The following is a 17,284-nucleotide window of genomic DNA, read 5'->3' on the forward strand; positions in this document are numbered from 1 at the left end:
TGATTCCTCCCTTATTCCATTGTTCTTTTTTCCTTTCGATAATGATTTATAAACATAGTTAATTTTTAGAGGAGAAACGAAATGAAAAAATCACCTCCCGCTTTGGAAGGTGATTGTGATAGTCAGAACGGTTGTTTGTTCAGCCAGTGACCGCCGTCCAGTGCGATGCATTCTCCATTTAAGTAGCTTGCTTGATCGGAGACCATCCAGACGGCGAGTCCAGCGATTTCTTCCGGTGTCCCGAACCGTCCGAGTGGTACATTGCGACGAATTCGTTCCGCGTGTTCCGGTGACATCGCCAGTTTATCGGCACCACCCGTCCGTTCGATCGGCCCCGGACTGATCGCATTGATGCGGGCATGATACTTATACCCCCACTCGACGGCAAGCGTCCGCGTCAAATTCAAGACTCCGGCTTTTGCGGCAGCACTCGGAGCGACACCGGCTCCAGCTTGCCACGCGTAAGAAGCGACGATGTTTAAAATCTGTCCACCTTTGACGTCATCTTCTTGCCAGCCTTTGACAAGCGCGTGTGAACAATTGAATGTCCCATTGAGGACAATGTCGATGACCGTCTTCCATCCGTTCGGAGACAGCTCATCCGTCGGACAGATGAAATTTCCGGCCGCATTGTTCACGAGTGCCTCTAAGCGACCGAACGTTTCCCGTGCTTGATTGACAGCCGCGATACAGGCATCGGTATCACGCACATCCATTTGAATGGTCAGATGCTCCCCCTCAATCTGCTTTAGTTCATGATCCGTTTGTTGTAACCGTTCCAAGTCACGTCCTGTGACGACGACGTTCCAGCTGGCTTCTTTTAAGGCGAGTGCCATTGCTTTCCCCATACCGCTCGTACCGCCTGTCACCATGATCGTTTGTGCCATTAACTTCTCCCCCTTTAGTCTGAATGAACAACCATTCATTATTAGTATTCAAAAAAGAAGGAGTGAACTCCTTCTTTTTTGTAGTCGATTATTTTGAACTAACGGCAGTATCTGTCAGGATTGGAACAACTTGTTTCTTCCGTGAAACGACACCTTCGAGGTAAACGAGGTGGTTGGTTGCTTCAATTCCATAAGCTTGTTCGACGAGTGGTGCTTGTTGTCCGAGTACGAGCGCAACTGAATTATTTGTTAAGATGTCAGTCACGAGGAACACGAACAGATCGAGTTCTTTTTCGAGAATGATCGTATTGATTTGCTCTTCAAGCTCAGCTTGACGAAGTAACACTTCAGCTGTATCGACCGTATTGACCTGAGCAATCTCGACTTTGTGTGCGCCCATCGAAAACTCTTTTGCGTCAAGTGAAATCAATTCTGTGATTGATTTTTTCGATAAGTCAGCACCTGCTTTGAGCATGTTCAAACCGTAGACGTTTGCATCGACACCGGCGATTTCTGCAAGTTCACGTGCAGCGACGATGTCTTCTTCCGTACATGTCGGTGACTTGAACAACAATGAATCGGAAACGATTGCCGATAACATCAAACCTGCGATTTCCGGTTTGATCGCGACACCATGTTCTTTATAAAGTTTGTTCAAAATCGTTGCCGTACAACCGACGGGCTCAGCGCGGTAGTAGATCGGATCTGATGTCTCAAAGTTCGCAATCCGGTGGTGATCGATGACTTCTGTGACCGTAACGTCAGCGATGTCGTCGGCACTTTGTTGACGTTCGTTGTGGTCGACGAGAATGACGTGTGATGCTTCGGCAGCGACTGCCGTAACAAGACGCGGTGCAGCGATTTTAAATTGATCGAGTGCGAATTGTGTTTCATCATTGATTTCGCCTAAACGTATCGCTTCGGCATTCACACCTAATGCTTTCTTCAGTTCAGCGTACGCGATTGCTGACGTAATCGTATCCGTATCCGGATTTTTATGACCAAAAATCAATACTTTTTCCATGCTGAATCACTCCTCAATGGTTAATGTCTCGCCCATTAGTGTATCATATCTCGGAATTAGAAGGCGTCCATTTTGTACAGGATACCAGCGATTTTTTCGCTCCAGTAAGGATCCGATGCATAAAAAACGTTCATTCCTTTTGCTTTATTTCCGAGGAACGGTCCACGGTGGTACTTACCATCCGTCGCGAGGTAGTCGCGGGCGATAAACTGACCCGTTTTTCGAATCGAGTCGTCAAGCGATTTATAAGCCGTTGCATTTTGACCAGGTGCAATATCCGTCGCATTGACGCCAAACAGATTGAATTTTTCACGGGCAATCGTCGACCGACCGTAATTTGATTCATGAATCGCATGAGCGAGGAGATAGGCGGCATTGATATCAAAATCACGCTCGACTTTTTTGAACGTCTTCCCAGTACCGATCAACGGACTATCGGGCGCATTGTTTTTGATGAAGGCATCAAGCTCTTTTGCGGACAAAGGAGTCGGTTTCCGTAAATCTTTCGTCAATGTCGTCACTTCGACATAGTCGGTCGTCCGCTTCGAAATGTCTTTTGGGGCACGTCCGACGGTAATCCAGCCGCCGAGTCCGGCGTTCGCGACGATGTAGTGACGTAACGTATCACCCGTTCGTTCGTAAAACGATCGGTTCGTCGATCGTTCAAGGGGATACAAGGTCAACCGATCCGACGCAACGAAGCCGCGGACACCGGCAATTTCAATCCGACTGACGTCTGGACCGAAGTCGCGCAGTGTTAAACGGCTACCGGACGCGACATATGTCAACCGTTTTTTTAACGATTCGTCTTGATAGATGTTGAGCGTACCACCTTCGTCGACGATCCCGATACCGGGACCAGTCAAGTAGAGATAACGGTCATCCTCGGTTCGTTTAACGGCACCACGGTCGTCACCAAGGTAGGTTTTCGCTTCGCTGAACGTATCGAATTCTTGTTCCGTCGCGACTTGACCTTCTTGATATTTTTCAGCGATGTACGGAGCAGCCGGTTTTAAGACGGACGGTGGATCGTCCTTCAACAAATAGAATAGAACGATCCCGAGCAAAAAGAAAAATAACAGTCCTTTCAGGGATCCCGCTTTTTTTGCGGGACGGCCGGGACGAATCGTGCGTGTACTCAAAAAATCACGTCCTTCAAAAAATCGATAGACAACTTGGGTAAAGGATAGGTAGTCTAACAAAGAATAGGGGGGGAACTCGATGTTCATTGGATATCGGACTTTAAAAACGGCCGTCGCAGCCGCACTTGCGATGTGGATTGCAGAGCAGATGCAACTCGACTACTATGTTTTCGCCGCCATCATCGCCATCTTGAGTATTCAAGCGACGCGGAAAAAATCAATTCGTTCATCGTACGAACGCATCATGGCGTCGATTCTTGCCATCGGAATCGGTTTTCTGATTTTCGAAATCATCGGTTATCGGCCAGTTGCTTTAGCACTTTATTTCATTATATTCCTTCCGTTGACGCAACGCCTCCGTCTACAGGACGGTTTTATTACGAGTGTCGTCATCTTGACGCATCTTTACACGGCACGACAACTCAACCTTGCGATTTTTTTAAATGAAGTCTACTTGATTTTGATTGGCGTCGGTGTCGGATTACTCGTCAATATGTATATGCCGAGCCTTGACCGTGTCATCACGGAGCGCCGTCAGCAAATCGATAAACGGATTGCTGCTTTGTTCTTTGAAGTCGCCGCGGCGATCGAGACGGGGCGGATCAATCATCATTCGCTGACGCTCGAAGAAACGGAACGCTTGTTGCGGGAAGGAAAGGACGCTTCGTTAAAACGGATGGGCAATGCCATCGGTCGTCGAAATGATGACGAGGACTACAGCTATTTCCGGATGCGGGAGCAACAGTTCGAACTGCTCCGCGGAATCGTCCGTAATGTTGATGATTTGGTGTTAATCGTCGAAGAAGGCAAAAAAGTCGCCGACCTGTTTCGGACGATTGGTGACAATGTCCGTCCGGAGGCCGACGCAAGTTTATTTTTACAAGAACTGGCGGACTTACTCGCGACCTTCCGTGCTTCGCCGTTACCGACGACACGTGAAGAGTTCGAAGTCCGGTCCGCGCTGTTGCACATGTTGCAAGAAACGGAGCAATATTTACAATTAAAGCAGCGTTTCGTCGCGAGATCAGAAGAAATAAAACATCGTCGAGGCAAAAGTACCAAGTAAGAAGATTGCTAAGATCGCAATCGTCGTCCACTTGATGAGACGTTGTTGTTTGGATGGGCGTGACATGACAGGTGCAACTCCTTTCTAAAATGCAAACGTAATTACTGTTATTGTACAAACAACCCTTCTGAAGTGCAAATCAGTCAGTTGATGGTATACTGAAAAAGCGCTAGTCGAATAGTACTTACATGAGGAGGAATCTAGCATGGTCAATGAGAAACGTGTACTTGATACATTTTTAGAGTTAGTCCAAATCGATTCAGAATCAAAAGAAGAGGCACAAATTTGTGCCCATTTGAAAAAAACGTTCACAGAACTCGGATGTGACGTCTTTGAAGATGATGCATCATCGAAAACGGAACATAAAGGAAATAACTTAATCGTCACACTTCCAGCAACAAAAGACGGGGTCGATAAAATTTATTTCACGTCACATATGGATACGGTATTCCCGGGACAAGGGATTAAACCGATCATCGAGGATGGGTATGTCAAAACGGATGGTACGACAATCCTCGGGGCAGATGATAAAGCGGGTCTTGCATCAATCATCGAGCTGGTCCACGTCTTGAATGAAACGAAGCAACCGCACGGACAGATTCAATTCGTCATCACAGTTGGCGAAGAATCAGGTCTTGTCGGGGCGATGGTCCTCGATCCATCAAAAATCGATGCAGACTATGGGTTTGCCCTTGATTCAGACGGTAAAGTGGGCGATATCATCACGGCTGCCCCGACACAAGCGAAAGTGAATGCTAAAATCTATGGCAAAACGGCACATGCTGGGGTTGCGCCTGAAAAAGGTGTCTCTGCCATTACGATTGCTGCAAAAGCCATCGCGAAAATGCCGCTTGGTCGAATTGATGAAGAGACGACAGCAAATGTCGGCCGATTCAGTGGTGGTGGTCCATCGACGAACATCGTCTGCGATTATGTAGAAATCTTCGCAGAAGCACGTTCACTCGTTGCACCGAAGATGGAAGCCCAGACAGAAAAAATGAAAGCTGCCTTTGAAGAAGCAGCCGCTGAACTCGGCGGACGTGCTGAAGTCGAAGTCAAAGTCATGTATCCTGGCTTCAAGTTCGAAGACGGAGATCAAGTCGTCGAAGTTGCGAAAGCTGCAATTGCGCAACTTGGGCGGACACCACGTTTACTTCATTCAGGTGGCGGTTCAGATGCGAACGTCATCGCTGGTTTCGGTATTCCGACAGTCAACTTAGCAGTCGGATACGAAGACATCCATACGACGAATGAAAGAATGCCGATCGAAGAACTCGTCAAGACGGCAGAACTATGTGTTACGCTCGTCGATTACATCACAAATAAGTGAGAAGATAATGAAAAGAGTGTACCGCTATATTGCGGTACACTCTTTGTTCGTTTACGATTAAGTTAATTGAGGACGTTCGACGAACTCCATTGACTCAAGAACAAATTCTTCAGTACATAATAAGGTCGTCGCGATTTCTTGAATCTGAATCGACTTGCCGTACTTTTGCCGATAGTTCTCGTTCAGCATCCGGGCTTCGTGTACGATTCGTGCATAGGTCCGTTCGATTTTGGTCATGGAAAAACCCACCTTTCGAATCAGTATGGGTACAGTTTACCATGATTCATTGTGTGAAAGATGTATTTTGTGTATGAAAAATGCTAATTTTACGAAAAGGGGAAAAAGATGGAATTTTATTTTTTAGGTACAGGAGCAGGTATGCCTTCAAAACAACGCAACGTGTCGTCAATCGCCTTGATGCACCCGAAGATGACGTGGTTGTTTGATTGTGGTGAGGCGACGCAACACCAAATCTTATACAGTCCGATTAAACCACGAAAAGTCAGCACGATTTTCATCACTCATCTTCACGGGGATCATATTTTTGGTTTGCCCGGTTTCATCAGTACGCGGGCAGCGCTTGAAGGAACGACACGATTGACGATTTATGGACCGAAGGGGTTACAGGAATGGCTCGATGCGACACTTCGTGTCACAGGGACATATTTACGCTATCCGCTAGACGTGATTGAAGTCGAAGCGGGTCAAACGTACGAACATGAAGGTTTTACGATTACGGTCGCCGCACTTGAGCATCGTTTTTTAGCGTATGGGTACCGGATCGAAGGGCATCAAGAAAAAGGGATGTTGCTCGTCGATCGCTTAAAGGAGCACGGTATTCCGTCCGGTCCACTCTATAAACAAATTAAACAAAGCGATTCGTTCGAGTTTGAGGGAACACTTTACGAGTCATCAGATTTTTTAGGGCAACCGAAACCAGGCGTGAAGTTGGCCGTCTTAGGCGATACGACACCTTGCGAAGCGAGCATCCGCTTAGCGCGGGGAGTCGATGTGTTGATTCATGAGGCGACGTTCGCCGATACCGAAACAGAACATGCGGGACGTTTCGGACACTCGACAGCACGTCAGGCGGCGGGAATTGCAAAACAAGCGGAAGCGAAAAAATTATTATTGACACATGTCTCAGCCCGTTATGTCGAGCAAGAGGATCACTTAGAACGTGAAGCACGGGAAGTATTCCCTGAATCGTATCTCATGGTGGATCATCAATCCGTCCAAGTGAAGGCGTAAGTGATGGACGTATTGATTCGGTGGGCACTCTTTTTATTAGCAGCCGTCCTACTCGCATTCTTACTAGAAAAAAGGACGGAAAAAGAACGTTATCTCTACATGAAACTTGTCTTTTATGCCTGCTTAGGTTCCGTTTCATTTCCAGTCTATGATATTCAGTTACCACTTGGAATCATTCTATTTTTAATCGTGCTTCATCCGCAAAAAAACTCACGCTACAAACGGTATATGGCCTTGTTCGGATTTTTATTTTTTTTATTGCAATTATTCGCCGGTCCGTTTGATACGTTTACAGTCCGTGAAGAAACACAACAGATTGGGCGAGTGATGATTACGGATCAGTCGTTCAATCACTTGTTGAACCAAATTGAGAAGCGGGTCGGAGATGAGTCGTTACGGCTCGAGCAAAGCGAACTATTATTTGACCAGGGTGGCAATTTGCGGAATGCGACGTTCGAAGTGATTGCTAAAAGCCCGAAGCGGTTCGTCCGCTATGACATTTCCTATCAAGAAATCACAGGCACAATCACGTATCGACCACGTGAAGAAGTGCTGGAACGATCGCTCGAATCGTATTACCAGAAACTGATTGATGCGTCTCGTTCGTTTGATACGTTACGCCAGCTGTCGATTAAACAAATATTACATGAATCAAAGACACCGTATGTCGAGATGGATATGGATGGTCTTTATGAAACGTTTAGTCTACAAGATGCGACCGTGTTATTAATTGATGATCAAGGGGAGTTGATCCCTTATGTCAATACAGGAGAAGACGTCCTCGCGAACGCAATTCGCTTGACCTATTTGCGGGCGGACGGACAATCCCTTCGTGAGAAAAAGATTTTGTTGTACAATTACAGCTTTGAGACATCAAGGCGAAAGGGAGTCGTTCGATGAAACAGTGGATATTAGCGGGAAGTTTACTTATCTTAGCAGGGTGTTCTGAGGAAGCGGAGCCTAAGAGCTCGAAAACAGAGGCCTGCGACGTGAAGGTTGACGTCTCGGTCGTCAACCATGCAAAGGACAAGACGTTGTTTGAGGAAGCAATGTGTTTTGATCAAGAAGAGACGGCGCTGGATGCGCTCGAAGAAACGAAGTTAGATGTCGTCAAAACAGGAAAAGGTGAGATGGCTTATGTCACAGCCGTCGAGGGAGTTCGAGAAAAGTCAGCTGGAGCAAGCAGCGGCTGGGTATTCGGCGTCAATGAAAAACCGGGTGAGGTCGGAGCGGGAAGTTACGAACTTCAAGACGGAGATCGCCTTGAATGGCGATTTGAAAAAGATGCAATGGCTTATTTTCAGTAAGACAGAACGGGAGCGACTTCATCCATTGAATGTTGCTCTTTTTTTGATGGTGATGCTATCGGTCCCGTTCGTCTTGCAGGATCATATAGGAATGCTCGCGCTCGTCCATCTCATCTTTTTCATTACCATTCGTCAGTTCGAGGTCTTTCGTTATCTCATGTTACCGCTACTCTATACATTGATGATGATGGTTCCACTTCTCTATGGCGCATCGATTGATGTGATTGGGATTCTGGCGGTCAGCGTACAAATCACCTTATTTATCACGTCAAGTCAACTCGTGTTCACGCTTGTTCGTCTCGAACAGATGGGACCTTTGTTTCGGATGTTACCACGACTGACGCGACTAACCGGGCTCGTGCTTGCACTAATTCCGTCTTTGCTCCGGACATGGCCGGAAGTGAAGATGAGCCATCGGCATCATTCATTATCGGAGCAGTTAGAACGAATGGCGATGTATCATTTATTACCGATTGACGCCGTACCGAGCAGACTTCGAAAACTAACGCTGCGTGACATTCGGACGGGTGTGATTTTGCTTAGTGTCAGCAGTCTGTTGTTGACCTCGTATGCTTATGTTGGTGCAGTCGTATTGCCGATGATTTTACTCTGTTCGAAAGGAGCTTTTCGTGATGCCAACGATTATTTCAAACGACAGCAAAGCGACCGGACAGCTTGAGCGTCTCGCGGCCGAAGCGGGACAGCCCATCATCTATCCGGAACGACTGCTACATGGGCGAGTCCGTGATTTACTAGCGACAACAAGTCTGTTTGTCGCGGGAGAACTTACGACACTCCTCGGACTAGAACCGTTCTTTGAGCGAGAGGTAAGTGAGTTATCATCCGGAGAGCAGCAACTCGTTTCAGTTGGATATGCGCTCGCTTCGTTACCGCCAAGTCTTTTCTTAGACAATCCCTTCCTGTTTTTAGATCACGTGCGAAAACGGCGATTGGTCGATTTGCTGAGTGAGATGGAACGTCGTTTTACATGTCGTATCTATTATTCAGTCACTGATCAAGCGGATTTAGAACAGATTGTGTTCGAGCAAGCAACTCAAGGAGACCTCTATGATGAGATGTGGGCCGTCGAACATCGTTATCCGATGCAGACGCGCTATGCGTTAGACGTATCCCGCCTCAGTTTAGCGGCAGGGGAACGAGTGGTGCTCGTCGGTGCCAACGGGAGTGGGAAGTCGACGTTGCTACGGCTCTTACTCGGCGTCGAGCGTCCCTTGTATGGAAAAGTGAAACGACGCGGGCGAAAGAATTACTTGCCTGCGCATCCGGCCCTTGCGCCTCAAGTTGACAGTCGACCGGGCACGTTCGCTTCACAAAAACAGCGATTGTTGGAACGGCTTGACTGGAGCGACGATGCTTATTATTTTGACGAACCGACAGCAGGATTAACGGACGCACAACGGCAGCGATTCGTCGAAACACTCGTCGAACAATCAATGAAGTTAGTCGTGATGGCGACGCATGACGACTTTTTAATCCGTCACGCGACACGTGTCCTTTATCTCGTTCAAGGTGAAATTGCGTTTGATGGTCCGGCGGCTACTTTTTTAGAACAAAGTAGGTTATATGGATGGGACTGATTCTCCTCGCTTGTCTGTCCATTTTGATTCTGTTTATCCGTTTTGAGCGTCGACCGCTGTCAGAAGCGATGTTACGCTTCATCGCGCTCGTCACTGCGGCGGCGATTGTCGGACGGATTCTTTTTTCGAGTCTGCCGAACATTCAACCGGCCACGGCACTCGTTCTGTTACTTGCCGCCTACGTCAGTCCGGTCGTCGGTGCAGTCGCGGGTTTGTTGGTCGTCGTCCTGTCGAGTTTATTCTTAGGGAGCGGACCGTTCGTTTTATTTCAAGCGCTTGCTTACATGGCAATCAGTCTCGTCGGACTCGTACCGCTATTGAAATCGAAATGGCTGTTAGCCTGTTACGGGCTTCTCGCCGGATTTTTGTATGGCTGGATCAGCAACCTCGGCTTTTTAATTTTTACAGCATTTTCACGAGAAGCTTTTTTGACACTTGTCGTCACAGGCGGGGTATTTGATTTAGTACATGGAATCGGAAATGTTTGCTTTATTTTATTACTTCATCCGACTTTTTTACGGATTTTGCACTCAATCGACCGAAAGGCGGGTAAAGAACATTAACCTGATTCGATTGGAGTGAAAAAAGATGCTTAGTTCATCCGTGTCACTACCATATGTCGTCTTATTGTTACTTATGTCGAGTTGTTGTTTACTGTTTGGCAGTATTCTGTTGTTAAAACACACTGTTCGTGGACGCTATGCGGGCTTTTATTTACTGGCTGCAGCAATTTTTCCGGCAGCGATGCTCATCACGTCCGCTGAAGGGGCATTGATGTCACAACTTTACTTTGAAGCGGGTCTCTTTTTAGGATGTGTTGCGTGGTTACTCGTATTAGCGACGGGGTATATGCTCATGGTGACGAGTGCCGTCACGTTTCGTTATCTGTATCGCTATACTTCGTTACCGAAGACGCTCCGGACACAATTTGTGAATCGGTTTGAGCGAAAAAAACAAATACATTAAACCTTTAAAAAAAGTCTCCTCTATAAAACAAGTCCCGCTAGCTCGGCTAGCGGGACTTGTTTTAGGAAAGCGTCGATTAATTGGAGTACGCGAGATCTTCTTCCGTTGTGTCTTGATCTTGACGAGCAGGATCCTGGATGCGACCTGTTAATTCTGTCAAGAGACGGCGAGGTAAGAATTTAGCCAGTGAGACCATTGCCCGATTGCTCGCGCCTGGAACGATTACACGTTTCCCTTTAAGCGTACCGCGGTAACCTGCGAAGGCGACGAGGTGTGACGGCATGCTTTGGAAAGGCAAGGTGATGTTCGCCCGATTAAAGAAGTTTGTATCCGTCGGTCCCGGGCAGAGGCATGAGACCGTAACACCTGAACCATCAAGTTCAGAAGCGAGTGCTTCAGAGAAGGACAGGACGTAGGCTTTTGTTGCGTAATAGACGCTCATGTATGGACCCGGCATGAAAGCAGCGACGGAAGCGACGTTCAAGATACGTCCGAAGCCACGATCGACCATACCTGGTAACAAACGTTTCGTCAGTTCCGTTAAAGCGACGACATTCACATGAATCGAGTCGATGTCTTCCGATGGATCGATTTCCGCGAAACGGCCGGATGTCGCAAAACCAGCGTTGTTGAATAACAAATCAACAGTCAATTCTTGTTCATCGAGGTACGTCAGAACACGTGAGACGCTGTCGGCCTGTGATAAATCTGCTGCGAACGTATAGGCTTTGATTTGATAACGTTTTTCAAGAACATTTTTAAGTTCCGTTAATTTTTTTTCGTTTCGGGCGATCAAGACACAATCAAACCCGTCGCGCGCTGCGAGCACGGCAAGATCAAGTCCGATTCCGCCAGAAGCCCCTGTAATTAAAGCTGTTTTTCGTAACATAACAAAATCCTCCATTCACATAATTGAATCATTTTCTAATTGTACCATTCCCTATTGTTCCCTTGAATCCTGCCGAGTAAGCATTTACTTTCGAAACAAGGGGCAGAACCGGTATGATAAGAAAGAGAAAGGAAGTGCGGAAGCATGAGAAAAAATGTCACGATTGCGCTGTTGTTAGCAACTTTTTTAGCGGCAATCGAAGGAACGATTGTCGCGACGGCAACACCCGTCATGGCAAGTGAATTAAATGGGGCGAAGCTCGTCAGTTGGATTTTTGCAGGATTTCTCTTATTTATGGCAGTATCGACGCCGATTTACGGGAAGATGGCTGATTTATACGGTCGGAAACGCGTCTTGTTATTTGGAATTGGCGTTTTTACACTCGCTTCGTTAGCGTGTGGGCTTGCGCAGTCGATGGAGACACTAATCATTTTCCGCGCGGTCCAAGGAATCGGAGCAGGAGCGGTTCTGCCGATTGCCATGACGATCATCGGCGATTTATATACATATGAAGAACGTGGAAAAATTCAGGGAATCTTGAGTGCCGTTTGGGGGATATCCGGCGTTGCTGGACCACTCCTCGGTGGATTTTTAGTCGAATCGTTATCCTGGCGGTATATTTTCCTGTTGAACGTTCCGTTTGCGCTTGTGTCGTTCATCATGATTGTCGTCTTCTACAAGGAAACCGTGAAGGAGACGTCGCGAAAAATCGATTATCGGGGAGCTCTCTTGTTTGCGGTCGGGATGAGTGCGTTACTATACGGTCTGTTATCAGGAAGTGAAGCGGAACAATTTTTACGTCCGACGGTCATCGGTAGTTTTTTGATCAGTGCGGTTTTATTATTCTTTTTCTATCAAGCCGAGAAAAAAGCGAGTGATCCACTCTTACCGCCGGCTGTTATCAAACATCCGGTCATTGCCGTGATCAATCTGGCAGTGTTCTTCTCCGCCTGGGTGCTTGTCTCGATGTCAGCCTATATCCCGATTTTCGCACAAGGCGTCCTCGGAAAAAGTCCGACTGAAGCCGGCTTCATGTTGATGCCGCTCTCGTTATTTTGGACGATTACGGCAATCATCGGTGGCCGATCGATTGGGACGGCGTCACCCCGTTATCGAACGATGACCGGAATGGGGCTACTCGTCGTCGGGATGCTGATTTTAGTCTTCATCTCACGTGAGACGAGTGATGTGTTCCTCTATCTTGCGGTTTCCTTGATTGGAATCGGGTTCGGTTTATCGCAACCGGTCTTCATCGTTGTCTTGCAAACATCAGTCGGTCGCTCGCTCCGTGGTTCAGCGACGGCCGTCAACTCCTTTTTGAGTACGACGGGACAAACGCTTGGTGTCGCCATCTTCGGGACGATTTTTAATCTATCAATCATTCAAGCGTTTAACGATTCGAAAATATTATCCGGTTATTCAATTGATCCGTTTTTCCAAGCGACGACGGCGAACCGGTATGGAGATGCCGTCCATACGGCGGCGGAACTGGCCTTAGCAGACGGGTTACGGCTCGTCTTCATCGGCGGTGTATTGTGTGCGCTCGTCGCGTTCGCGATGACGTTCCGCTTACCAAAAGTTCGTCCGGACGATAAACCAAACTAAAAAAACCGCTGAACGTCCGACTCGCAGGTGAGAGGAGGACATTCAGCGGTTTGCTTATTCAGTAACAGAAGTCGCCGTTTCACGTGCGACGAGTTGCGCCCGGATGTCTTTTTCATTCCGGCGTAAGAACAGACCGATGCCGACAAGGAGTAGCGCGGCACCCGTGATTTGAATCCAAGTCAGCGATTCCTGGAATAAGAAGTACCCGAAAATCATTCCCCAGACCGCTTCACCGAGAATCGTGATGCTGACGATGCTCGCACTGACACGGGACAGCGCCCAGTTGAACAAGTTATGCCCGAGCAACGTCGGGAAGATGGCGAGCAACACATAAATCAACCAATCCGTTTGAAACGCCGAGACGAGATCGACGGACTGAATCAGTGAGAACAGCAGCAAAACGACGGACGCGACAGCATAGACGGCAAAGGAATATGTATTCGTCGAGACGCTTGTCCGGACGTGTTGCCCGAGTAACCAGTATCCGGCGACTAAAATCGTCGCGAGTAGGGCCAGCCCGTCACCAATCAAGGCACGTGTTCCGACGGCGATATCACCGTATGCGACCAGTCCGCCGCCAAGCAGTGCGACGCCGACGAAAAACAACGCTTTTCGCGACGGGTGTTGCTTAAAGAAGACGGCGTTCCCGACTAAGACGAAGATGGGACTGGCGGTTACGAAGAGCGTTGAGCTGGCAACTGTCGTATAATCAAGAGAGAGAAACCATAACCAAAAGTGCCCGGCTAACAGGACGCCACTTAAAATCATGTGGCGAATCGTTGAGGAACTGAGGCTGAACAATTCTTTAACTTGAATGAGCGGCAGTAAAAGAAACGTCGAGAATAACATTCGGAAAAAAGCGACGGCCTCGATTGGCGTGTCTGCCCATTTCACGAAAATAGCCGATGTCGAAATAAAGAATAACGCCATGAATAAAGTAAAATACGGCATGAGTACCTCCACGTGTCTGTAGTTAGGAAATGAGGGTGTAACAATGCAATTGATCATTGCGGAAAAACCAAAACAGGCTGAAAAGCTCGCAGCGCCGTATCCATCGGTCAAGCGGGACGGATACATCGAAATCAAACCGTGTGAGCGTTTCCCGAGTGGAGCGAAACTGGCTTACGCCGTCGGTCACCTTTGTGAATTACAGGAACCAGCCCATTATGATGCTAAATGGAAACGCTGGAACTATGACCATTTGCCAATCATTCCGGAACGGTTCGATTACCGGCTCGCTAAAGGGAAAAGCAAAGCGTTTCAAGTCATTAAAAAACTGTTGAACGAGCGGACGACGACTTCCATCATTATAGCATCTGATGCCGAGCGAGAGGGAGAGGCAATCGTCCGATTAATTCTTCGCCTGGCTAACAATGCAAAACCGATCGAGCGACTGTGGATTTCAAGTTTGACGCCGCAAGCCGTCGATCATGGATTTGCGAATCTACTGGACGGAAAAGCAACGGAAAATATTTTTCATGAGGCGATGAGCCGCGCTTGCGCCGATTGGCTGATCGGGATGAATGCATCGCGTGCCTATACGACGTTACTGAAGAAAAAAGGCATTGCCGATGTCTTTTCGCTTGGGCGTGTCCAGACACCGACACTTGCCTTGATCGTCGAACGTGAGAAACAAATCGAACAGTTCAAGCCGGAAACCTATTTTGAAGTCGAGGCTGACTTTTCGCTGTATAAAGGAAAATACATCGATCAAAAAAAACAGACGAAGCTGACCGATCGGGCACTCGCGGAAGCAATCAAGGCACGGACGAAGGGGGAAGGAATCGTTGCATCCATCACGAAGACGGAACAAATCGAGAAACCGCCGTTCTGGTTCAGTTTATCGTTGTTGCAAACGGAAGCGAGTCGACGGTTCGGACTTGGCGCAAAAGAAACACTTGATATCGCTCAAAAACTCTACATTCGCGGTTGGATCAGTTATCCCCGGACGGATTCATCGTTCGTCTCAAAGGAAGAAGCGGGTCAGTTCCCGACGATTTTGAATCGACTGTTGAAGCAACCGGAATACGGTGGACTGAAGGAAATTTTGACGAAAGATCCCACACACGATAAACGGTATGTCAATTCTGCGAAAGTCAGTGATCACTATGCAATCATCCCGACAGAAGAAGCGGGAGCGGTCGCGAAGTTATCGGGGCGTGATGCACAAGTGTACGATTTAATCGTCCGGCGGTTTTTAGCAGCTTTTGCACCCCCCGCGCGCGCTGAAAAAACAGACATCATCACGACGAGGGAGCAGGATCGTTTCCTGACGAAAGGCAGCCGGACGATTGCACGTGGCTTCAAAGAAGTCTTGCAAATTGAGGCGAAGGAAGTCGAACTGCCGGCAGTTGAAAACGGACAACACGTTCCGATTAAAGGGGCGAAGGTACTTGAAAAACAAACGGAGCCACCGAAACGCTATACGGAAGGAACATTAATCCTCGGCATGAAGACAGCGGGGAAAGTCCTTGAAAATGAATTACAGGCGATCATGAAAGAAATCGAAGGGCTTGGTACGGAGGCGACGCGTGCCGGAATCATCGACGGATTAAAGCGACGCGATTACATTCAGCTGAAGAAAAAAGAGATCCATCCGACAGCAAAAGGGCGGATTTTAATCGAGGCGGTCAGCGGGAGCATCTTGGCATCACCTGAGATGACGGCAAAGTGGGAAAGTCGGCTTGACCAAATCGGTAAAGGAGAAGCATCCGCTGCCCAGTTCGTCGAACAAGCGAAAAAACTGTCGCAACACCTCGTCGATGATGCGAAGTCGCGTGTCGAGCAACTGCATGTCGATCCGTCGCAAGTTAAATCAAAAACGCGTCACGCCGCCGCAACGAACCGCCCGGTCGGACCATGTCCGCTCTGTCAGGCGGAAGTGCTTGATCGTGGGAAGTTTTATGGCTGCAGCGGGTATCAAAAAACGAACTGCGGTTTTACATTACCGAAAACAATCCTCGGAGCGCGCGTGACACAGGCGGAAGTCAAAAAAATCTTAACGACTCAAAAAACAAAGCCGCTCGAGATGAAGAAAAATGGTCGGACATTCAAGGCGATGTTGTATCTAGAGCGCGATCAATTAAAATTCGAGTTTATGAAAGGAGAGTCATGATGCATTACGATTTAATGGAGAACAGGGCGTTTATTCCGATATTCGAACGGTTTTTGAAGGAAGGAGTAAAATTGACGGTTTGGTTTCCCGATGAAGTGACGATCGGACAAGCCGATGATTTGATTTTTGAAGCGGAAGAACTATTCGGTGTAGTGGCTGAAGTCATCGATGACCCCCAATCATTTGGCAAAGCACTGTTGTTGCCATATTTGAAAGAACAGCAAACGCGGGAAGACGGATTTGTTCAGTATGAGACGAGGATGACAGAAGAAGTCAAAGCGGTCTTACGGGAACTGACCTTACCGATGATGACAGAAGGCGATTTTTCCGTTTTGTATTCCTATCAGATTGATGGACCGGCCGGGTCATTGTTTGTCGAAGACTGGTTTAATGCGGAAGTTTTACTTGGAGATGGAAAGAACTAGAAACCTTTTGTGCGTCGTTTGCGTATGAACAGATATCAAACGAAATAGGGGGAAATCTTCATGTCAGGTAGTATTTCGGGTCCGTTCCTGTCGCTGCTGAAAGCGGGAGGAACGATGGCTTACGTCGAAGGAGAAAGTTTCTTTTCAGACATGCCGGTCTTCATGGTCATCTTTTTTATCGTAATCTTGTCTTTTATGGCTTTTGCCTTGATCAGTGCCGTCACGAAAGGCGTCTCGACGAACAGTTTGACGAATCATTTGCGCCATCACGCTTCTGAGCTCGTTACACCGACGGAAGAAGGGGCACAAGCCTACGTCGCCTATCTCCGCTCCTTGTCGACGTTTCCGGTCGAGAAAACAAATTTAGAACCGGTCCGGTTGGTGAAAGGAATCTCAACGTTGATCAGCACGACAGATCAAATCACCGAGATGACGAAACAAGACATCACGGCACAGTATGCAAGGCTTGGTCTGTTCGACGGCGAAATCTTGGCAGATGAAGCACCTATCCATCATCATTCGACACACCATTCGCATCATGCATGAACAAGAATGTCCGGTCACGAGTATGTGGCGGGGCATTTTTTCTGACGAAAAAGGAGTGAATCCGAACCTTTTTGTCATGTTTTTGTAACATACAACTATTTTTATTAAAATTAGATGAAAAGTAAAAAAAAAT

The 17,284-nt window shown here is 47.7% G+C and carries 19 protein-coding genes; 13 read left to right on the plus strand and 6 right to left on the minus strand.

What is annotated here, in order from left to right; all coding sequences use genetic code 11:
• Positions 1-122: 122 nt before the first annotated feature.
• The 3 genes from fadH to KNP98_RS04440 all read right to left on the minus strand — a co-directional run bounded on the left by fadH (position 123) and on the right by KNP98_RS04440 (position 3,053).
• On the minus strand, positions 123-887 hold the full coding sequence (fadH, locus tag KNP98_RS04430; RefSeq protein WP_214810760.1) for a 2,4-dienoyl-CoA reductase: 765 nt from the start codon (positions 885-887) through the stop codon (positions 123-125).
• A gap of 88 nt (positions 888-975) precedes the next feature.
• The gene (locus KNP98_RS04435) at positions 976-1,911 is read right to left on the minus strand and encodes a manganese-dependent inorganic pyrophosphatase (RefSeq protein WP_029333110.1); all 936 of its coding nucleotides are present in this window, start codon (positions 1,909-1,911) and stop codon (positions 976-978) included.
• A gap of 56 nt (positions 1,912-1,967) precedes the next feature.
• Positions 1,968-3,053, minus strand: a complete 1,086-nt coding sequence (locus tag KNP98_RS04440) for an N-acetylglucosaminidase (protein ID WP_088836646.1) — start codon at positions 3,051-3,053, stop codon at positions 1,968-1,970.
• 79 nt (positions 3,054-3,132) lie between these two features.
• Here KNP98_RS04440 and KNP98_RS04445 point away from each other — a divergent pair, with 79 nt between their 5' ends.
• On the plus strand, positions 3,133-4,119 hold the full coding sequence (locus KNP98_RS04445; protein WP_088836647.1) for an aromatic acid exporter family protein: 987 nt from the start codon (positions 3,133-3,135) through the stop codon (positions 4,117-4,119).
• Between the two features lie 205 nt (positions 4,120-4,324).
• Positions 4,325-5,449, plus strand: a complete 1,125-nt coding sequence (locus KNP98_RS04450; protein WP_088836648.1) for a M20/M25/M40 family metallo-hydrolase — start codon at positions 4,325-4,327, stop codon at positions 5,447-5,449.
• Positions 5,450-5,506: 57 nt separating this feature from the next.
• Here KNP98_RS04450 and KNP98_RS04455 read toward each other — a convergent pair whose 3' ends face one another.
• Entirely contained in the window at positions 5,507-5,686 is a 180-nt protein-coding gene (locus tag KNP98_RS04455) for a hypothetical protein (protein ID WP_029333114.1), read from the minus strand.
• A gap of 108 nt (positions 5,687-5,794) precedes the next feature.
• On the opposite strand from KNP98_RS04455, the gene rnz reads away from it, so the two are divergent.
• Genes rnz through KNP98_RS04490 form a run of 7 tightly spaced genes read left to right on the plus strand, consistent with a single transcriptional unit; the run spans position 5,795 to position 10,571 of the window.
• Positions 5,795-6,700 carry a ribonuclease Z gene (gene rnz, locus KNP98_RS04460; RefSeq protein WP_214765358.1) on the plus strand — a complete coding sequence of 302 codons (906 nt, stop codon included), beginning with the start codon at positions 5,795-5,797 and terminating at the stop codon, positions 6,698-6,700.
• Positions 6,701-6,703: 3 nt separating this feature from the next.
• A complete protein-coding gene (locus KNP98_RS04465; RefSeq protein ID WP_088836650.1) occupies positions 6,704-7,600 on the plus strand; it encodes a hypothetical protein in 897 nt (298 codons plus the stop codon).
• The gene (locus KNP98_RS04470) at positions 7,597-8,007 is read left to right on the plus strand and encodes a DUF4430 domain-containing protein (RefSeq protein WP_214765355.1); all 411 of its coding nucleotides are present in this window, start codon (positions 7,597-7,599) and stop codon (positions 8,005-8,007) included. Before KNP98_RS04465 ends, KNP98_RS04470 begins: the two co-directional genes overlap by 4 nt.
• Positions 7,985-8,686 (plus strand): hypothetical protein, encoded by a 702-nt coding sequence (locus KNP98_RS04475; RefSeq protein WP_214765353.1) that lies wholly within the window; start codon positions 7,985-7,987, stop codon positions 8,684-8,686. Before KNP98_RS04470 ends, KNP98_RS04475 begins: the two co-directional genes overlap by 23 nt.
• A complete protein-coding gene (locus KNP98_RS04480) occupies positions 8,640-9,605 on the plus strand; it encodes an ATP-binding cassette domain-containing protein (RefSeq protein WP_214810763.1) in 966 nt (321 codons plus the stop codon). The genes KNP98_RS04475 and KNP98_RS04480 overlap by 47 nt, the downstream gene beginning before the upstream one ends.
• Positions 9,596-10,168, plus strand: a complete 573-nt coding sequence (locus KNP98_RS04485) for an ECF transporter S component (protein WP_214810765.1) — start codon at positions 9,596-9,598, stop codon at positions 10,166-10,168. The genes KNP98_RS04480 and KNP98_RS04485 overlap by 10 nt, the downstream gene beginning before the upstream one ends.
• 25 nt (positions 10,169-10,193) lie before the next feature.
• The gene (locus KNP98_RS04490; protein ID WP_088836655.1) at positions 10,194-10,571 is read left to right on the plus strand and encodes a hypothetical protein; all 378 of its coding nucleotides are present in this window, start codon (positions 10,194-10,196) and stop codon (positions 10,569-10,571) included.
• A 76-nt stretch (positions 10,572-10,647) separates the two neighbouring features.
• Here KNP98_RS04490 and KNP98_RS04495 read toward each other — a convergent pair whose 3' ends face one another.
• Positions 10,648-11,460, minus strand: a complete 813-nt coding sequence (locus KNP98_RS04495; protein WP_088836656.1) for an SDR family NAD(P)-dependent oxidoreductase — start codon at positions 11,458-11,460, stop codon at positions 10,648-10,650.
• Positions 11,461-11,604: 144 nt separating this feature from the next.
• Here KNP98_RS04495 and KNP98_RS04500 point away from each other — a divergent pair, with 144 nt between their 5' ends.
• Positions 11,605-13,065: an MDR family MFS transporter gene (locus KNP98_RS04500; protein ID WP_088836657.1), complete on the plus strand. Its 1,461-nt coding sequence runs from the start codon at positions 11,605-11,607 to the stop codon at positions 13,063-13,065.
• Between the two features lie 54 nt (positions 13,066-13,119).
• Here KNP98_RS04500 and KNP98_RS04505 read toward each other — a convergent pair whose 3' ends face one another.
• On the minus strand, positions 13,120-14,016 hold the full coding sequence (locus KNP98_RS04505; protein WP_214810768.1) for a DMT family transporter: 897 nt from the start codon (positions 14,014-14,016) through the stop codon (positions 13,120-13,122).
• A gap of 43 nt (positions 14,017-14,059) precedes the next feature.
• Between KNP98_RS04505 and KNP98_RS04510 the strand changes: the two genes are divergently transcribed.
• The 3 genes from KNP98_RS04510 to KNP98_RS04520 all read left to right on the plus strand — a co-directional run bounded on the left by KNP98_RS04510 (position 14,060) and on the right by KNP98_RS04520 (position 17,151).
• A complete protein-coding gene (locus KNP98_RS04510; RefSeq protein WP_214801043.1) occupies positions 14,060-16,180 on the plus strand; it encodes a type IA DNA topoisomerase in 2,121 nt (706 codons plus the stop codon).
• Between the two features lie 71 nt (positions 16,181-16,251).
• On the plus strand, positions 16,252-16,605 hold the full coding sequence (locus KNP98_RS04515; RefSeq protein ID WP_251135137.1) for a hypothetical protein: 354 nt from the start codon (positions 16,252-16,254) through the stop codon (positions 16,603-16,605).
• A 60-nt stretch (positions 16,606-16,665) separates the two neighbouring features.
• Entirely contained in the window at positions 16,666-17,151 is a 486-nt protein-coding gene (locus KNP98_RS04520) for a hypothetical protein (protein WP_214810770.1), read from the plus strand.
• The last annotated feature ends 133 nt before the right edge of the window (positions 17,152-17,284 follow it).

Source organism: Exiguobacterium sp. s127, assembly GCF_018618695.1.
Taxonomy (GTDB): Bacteria; Bacillota; Bacilli; order Exiguobacteriales; family Exiguobacteriaceae; genus Exiguobacterium_A; species Exiguobacterium_A oxidotolerans.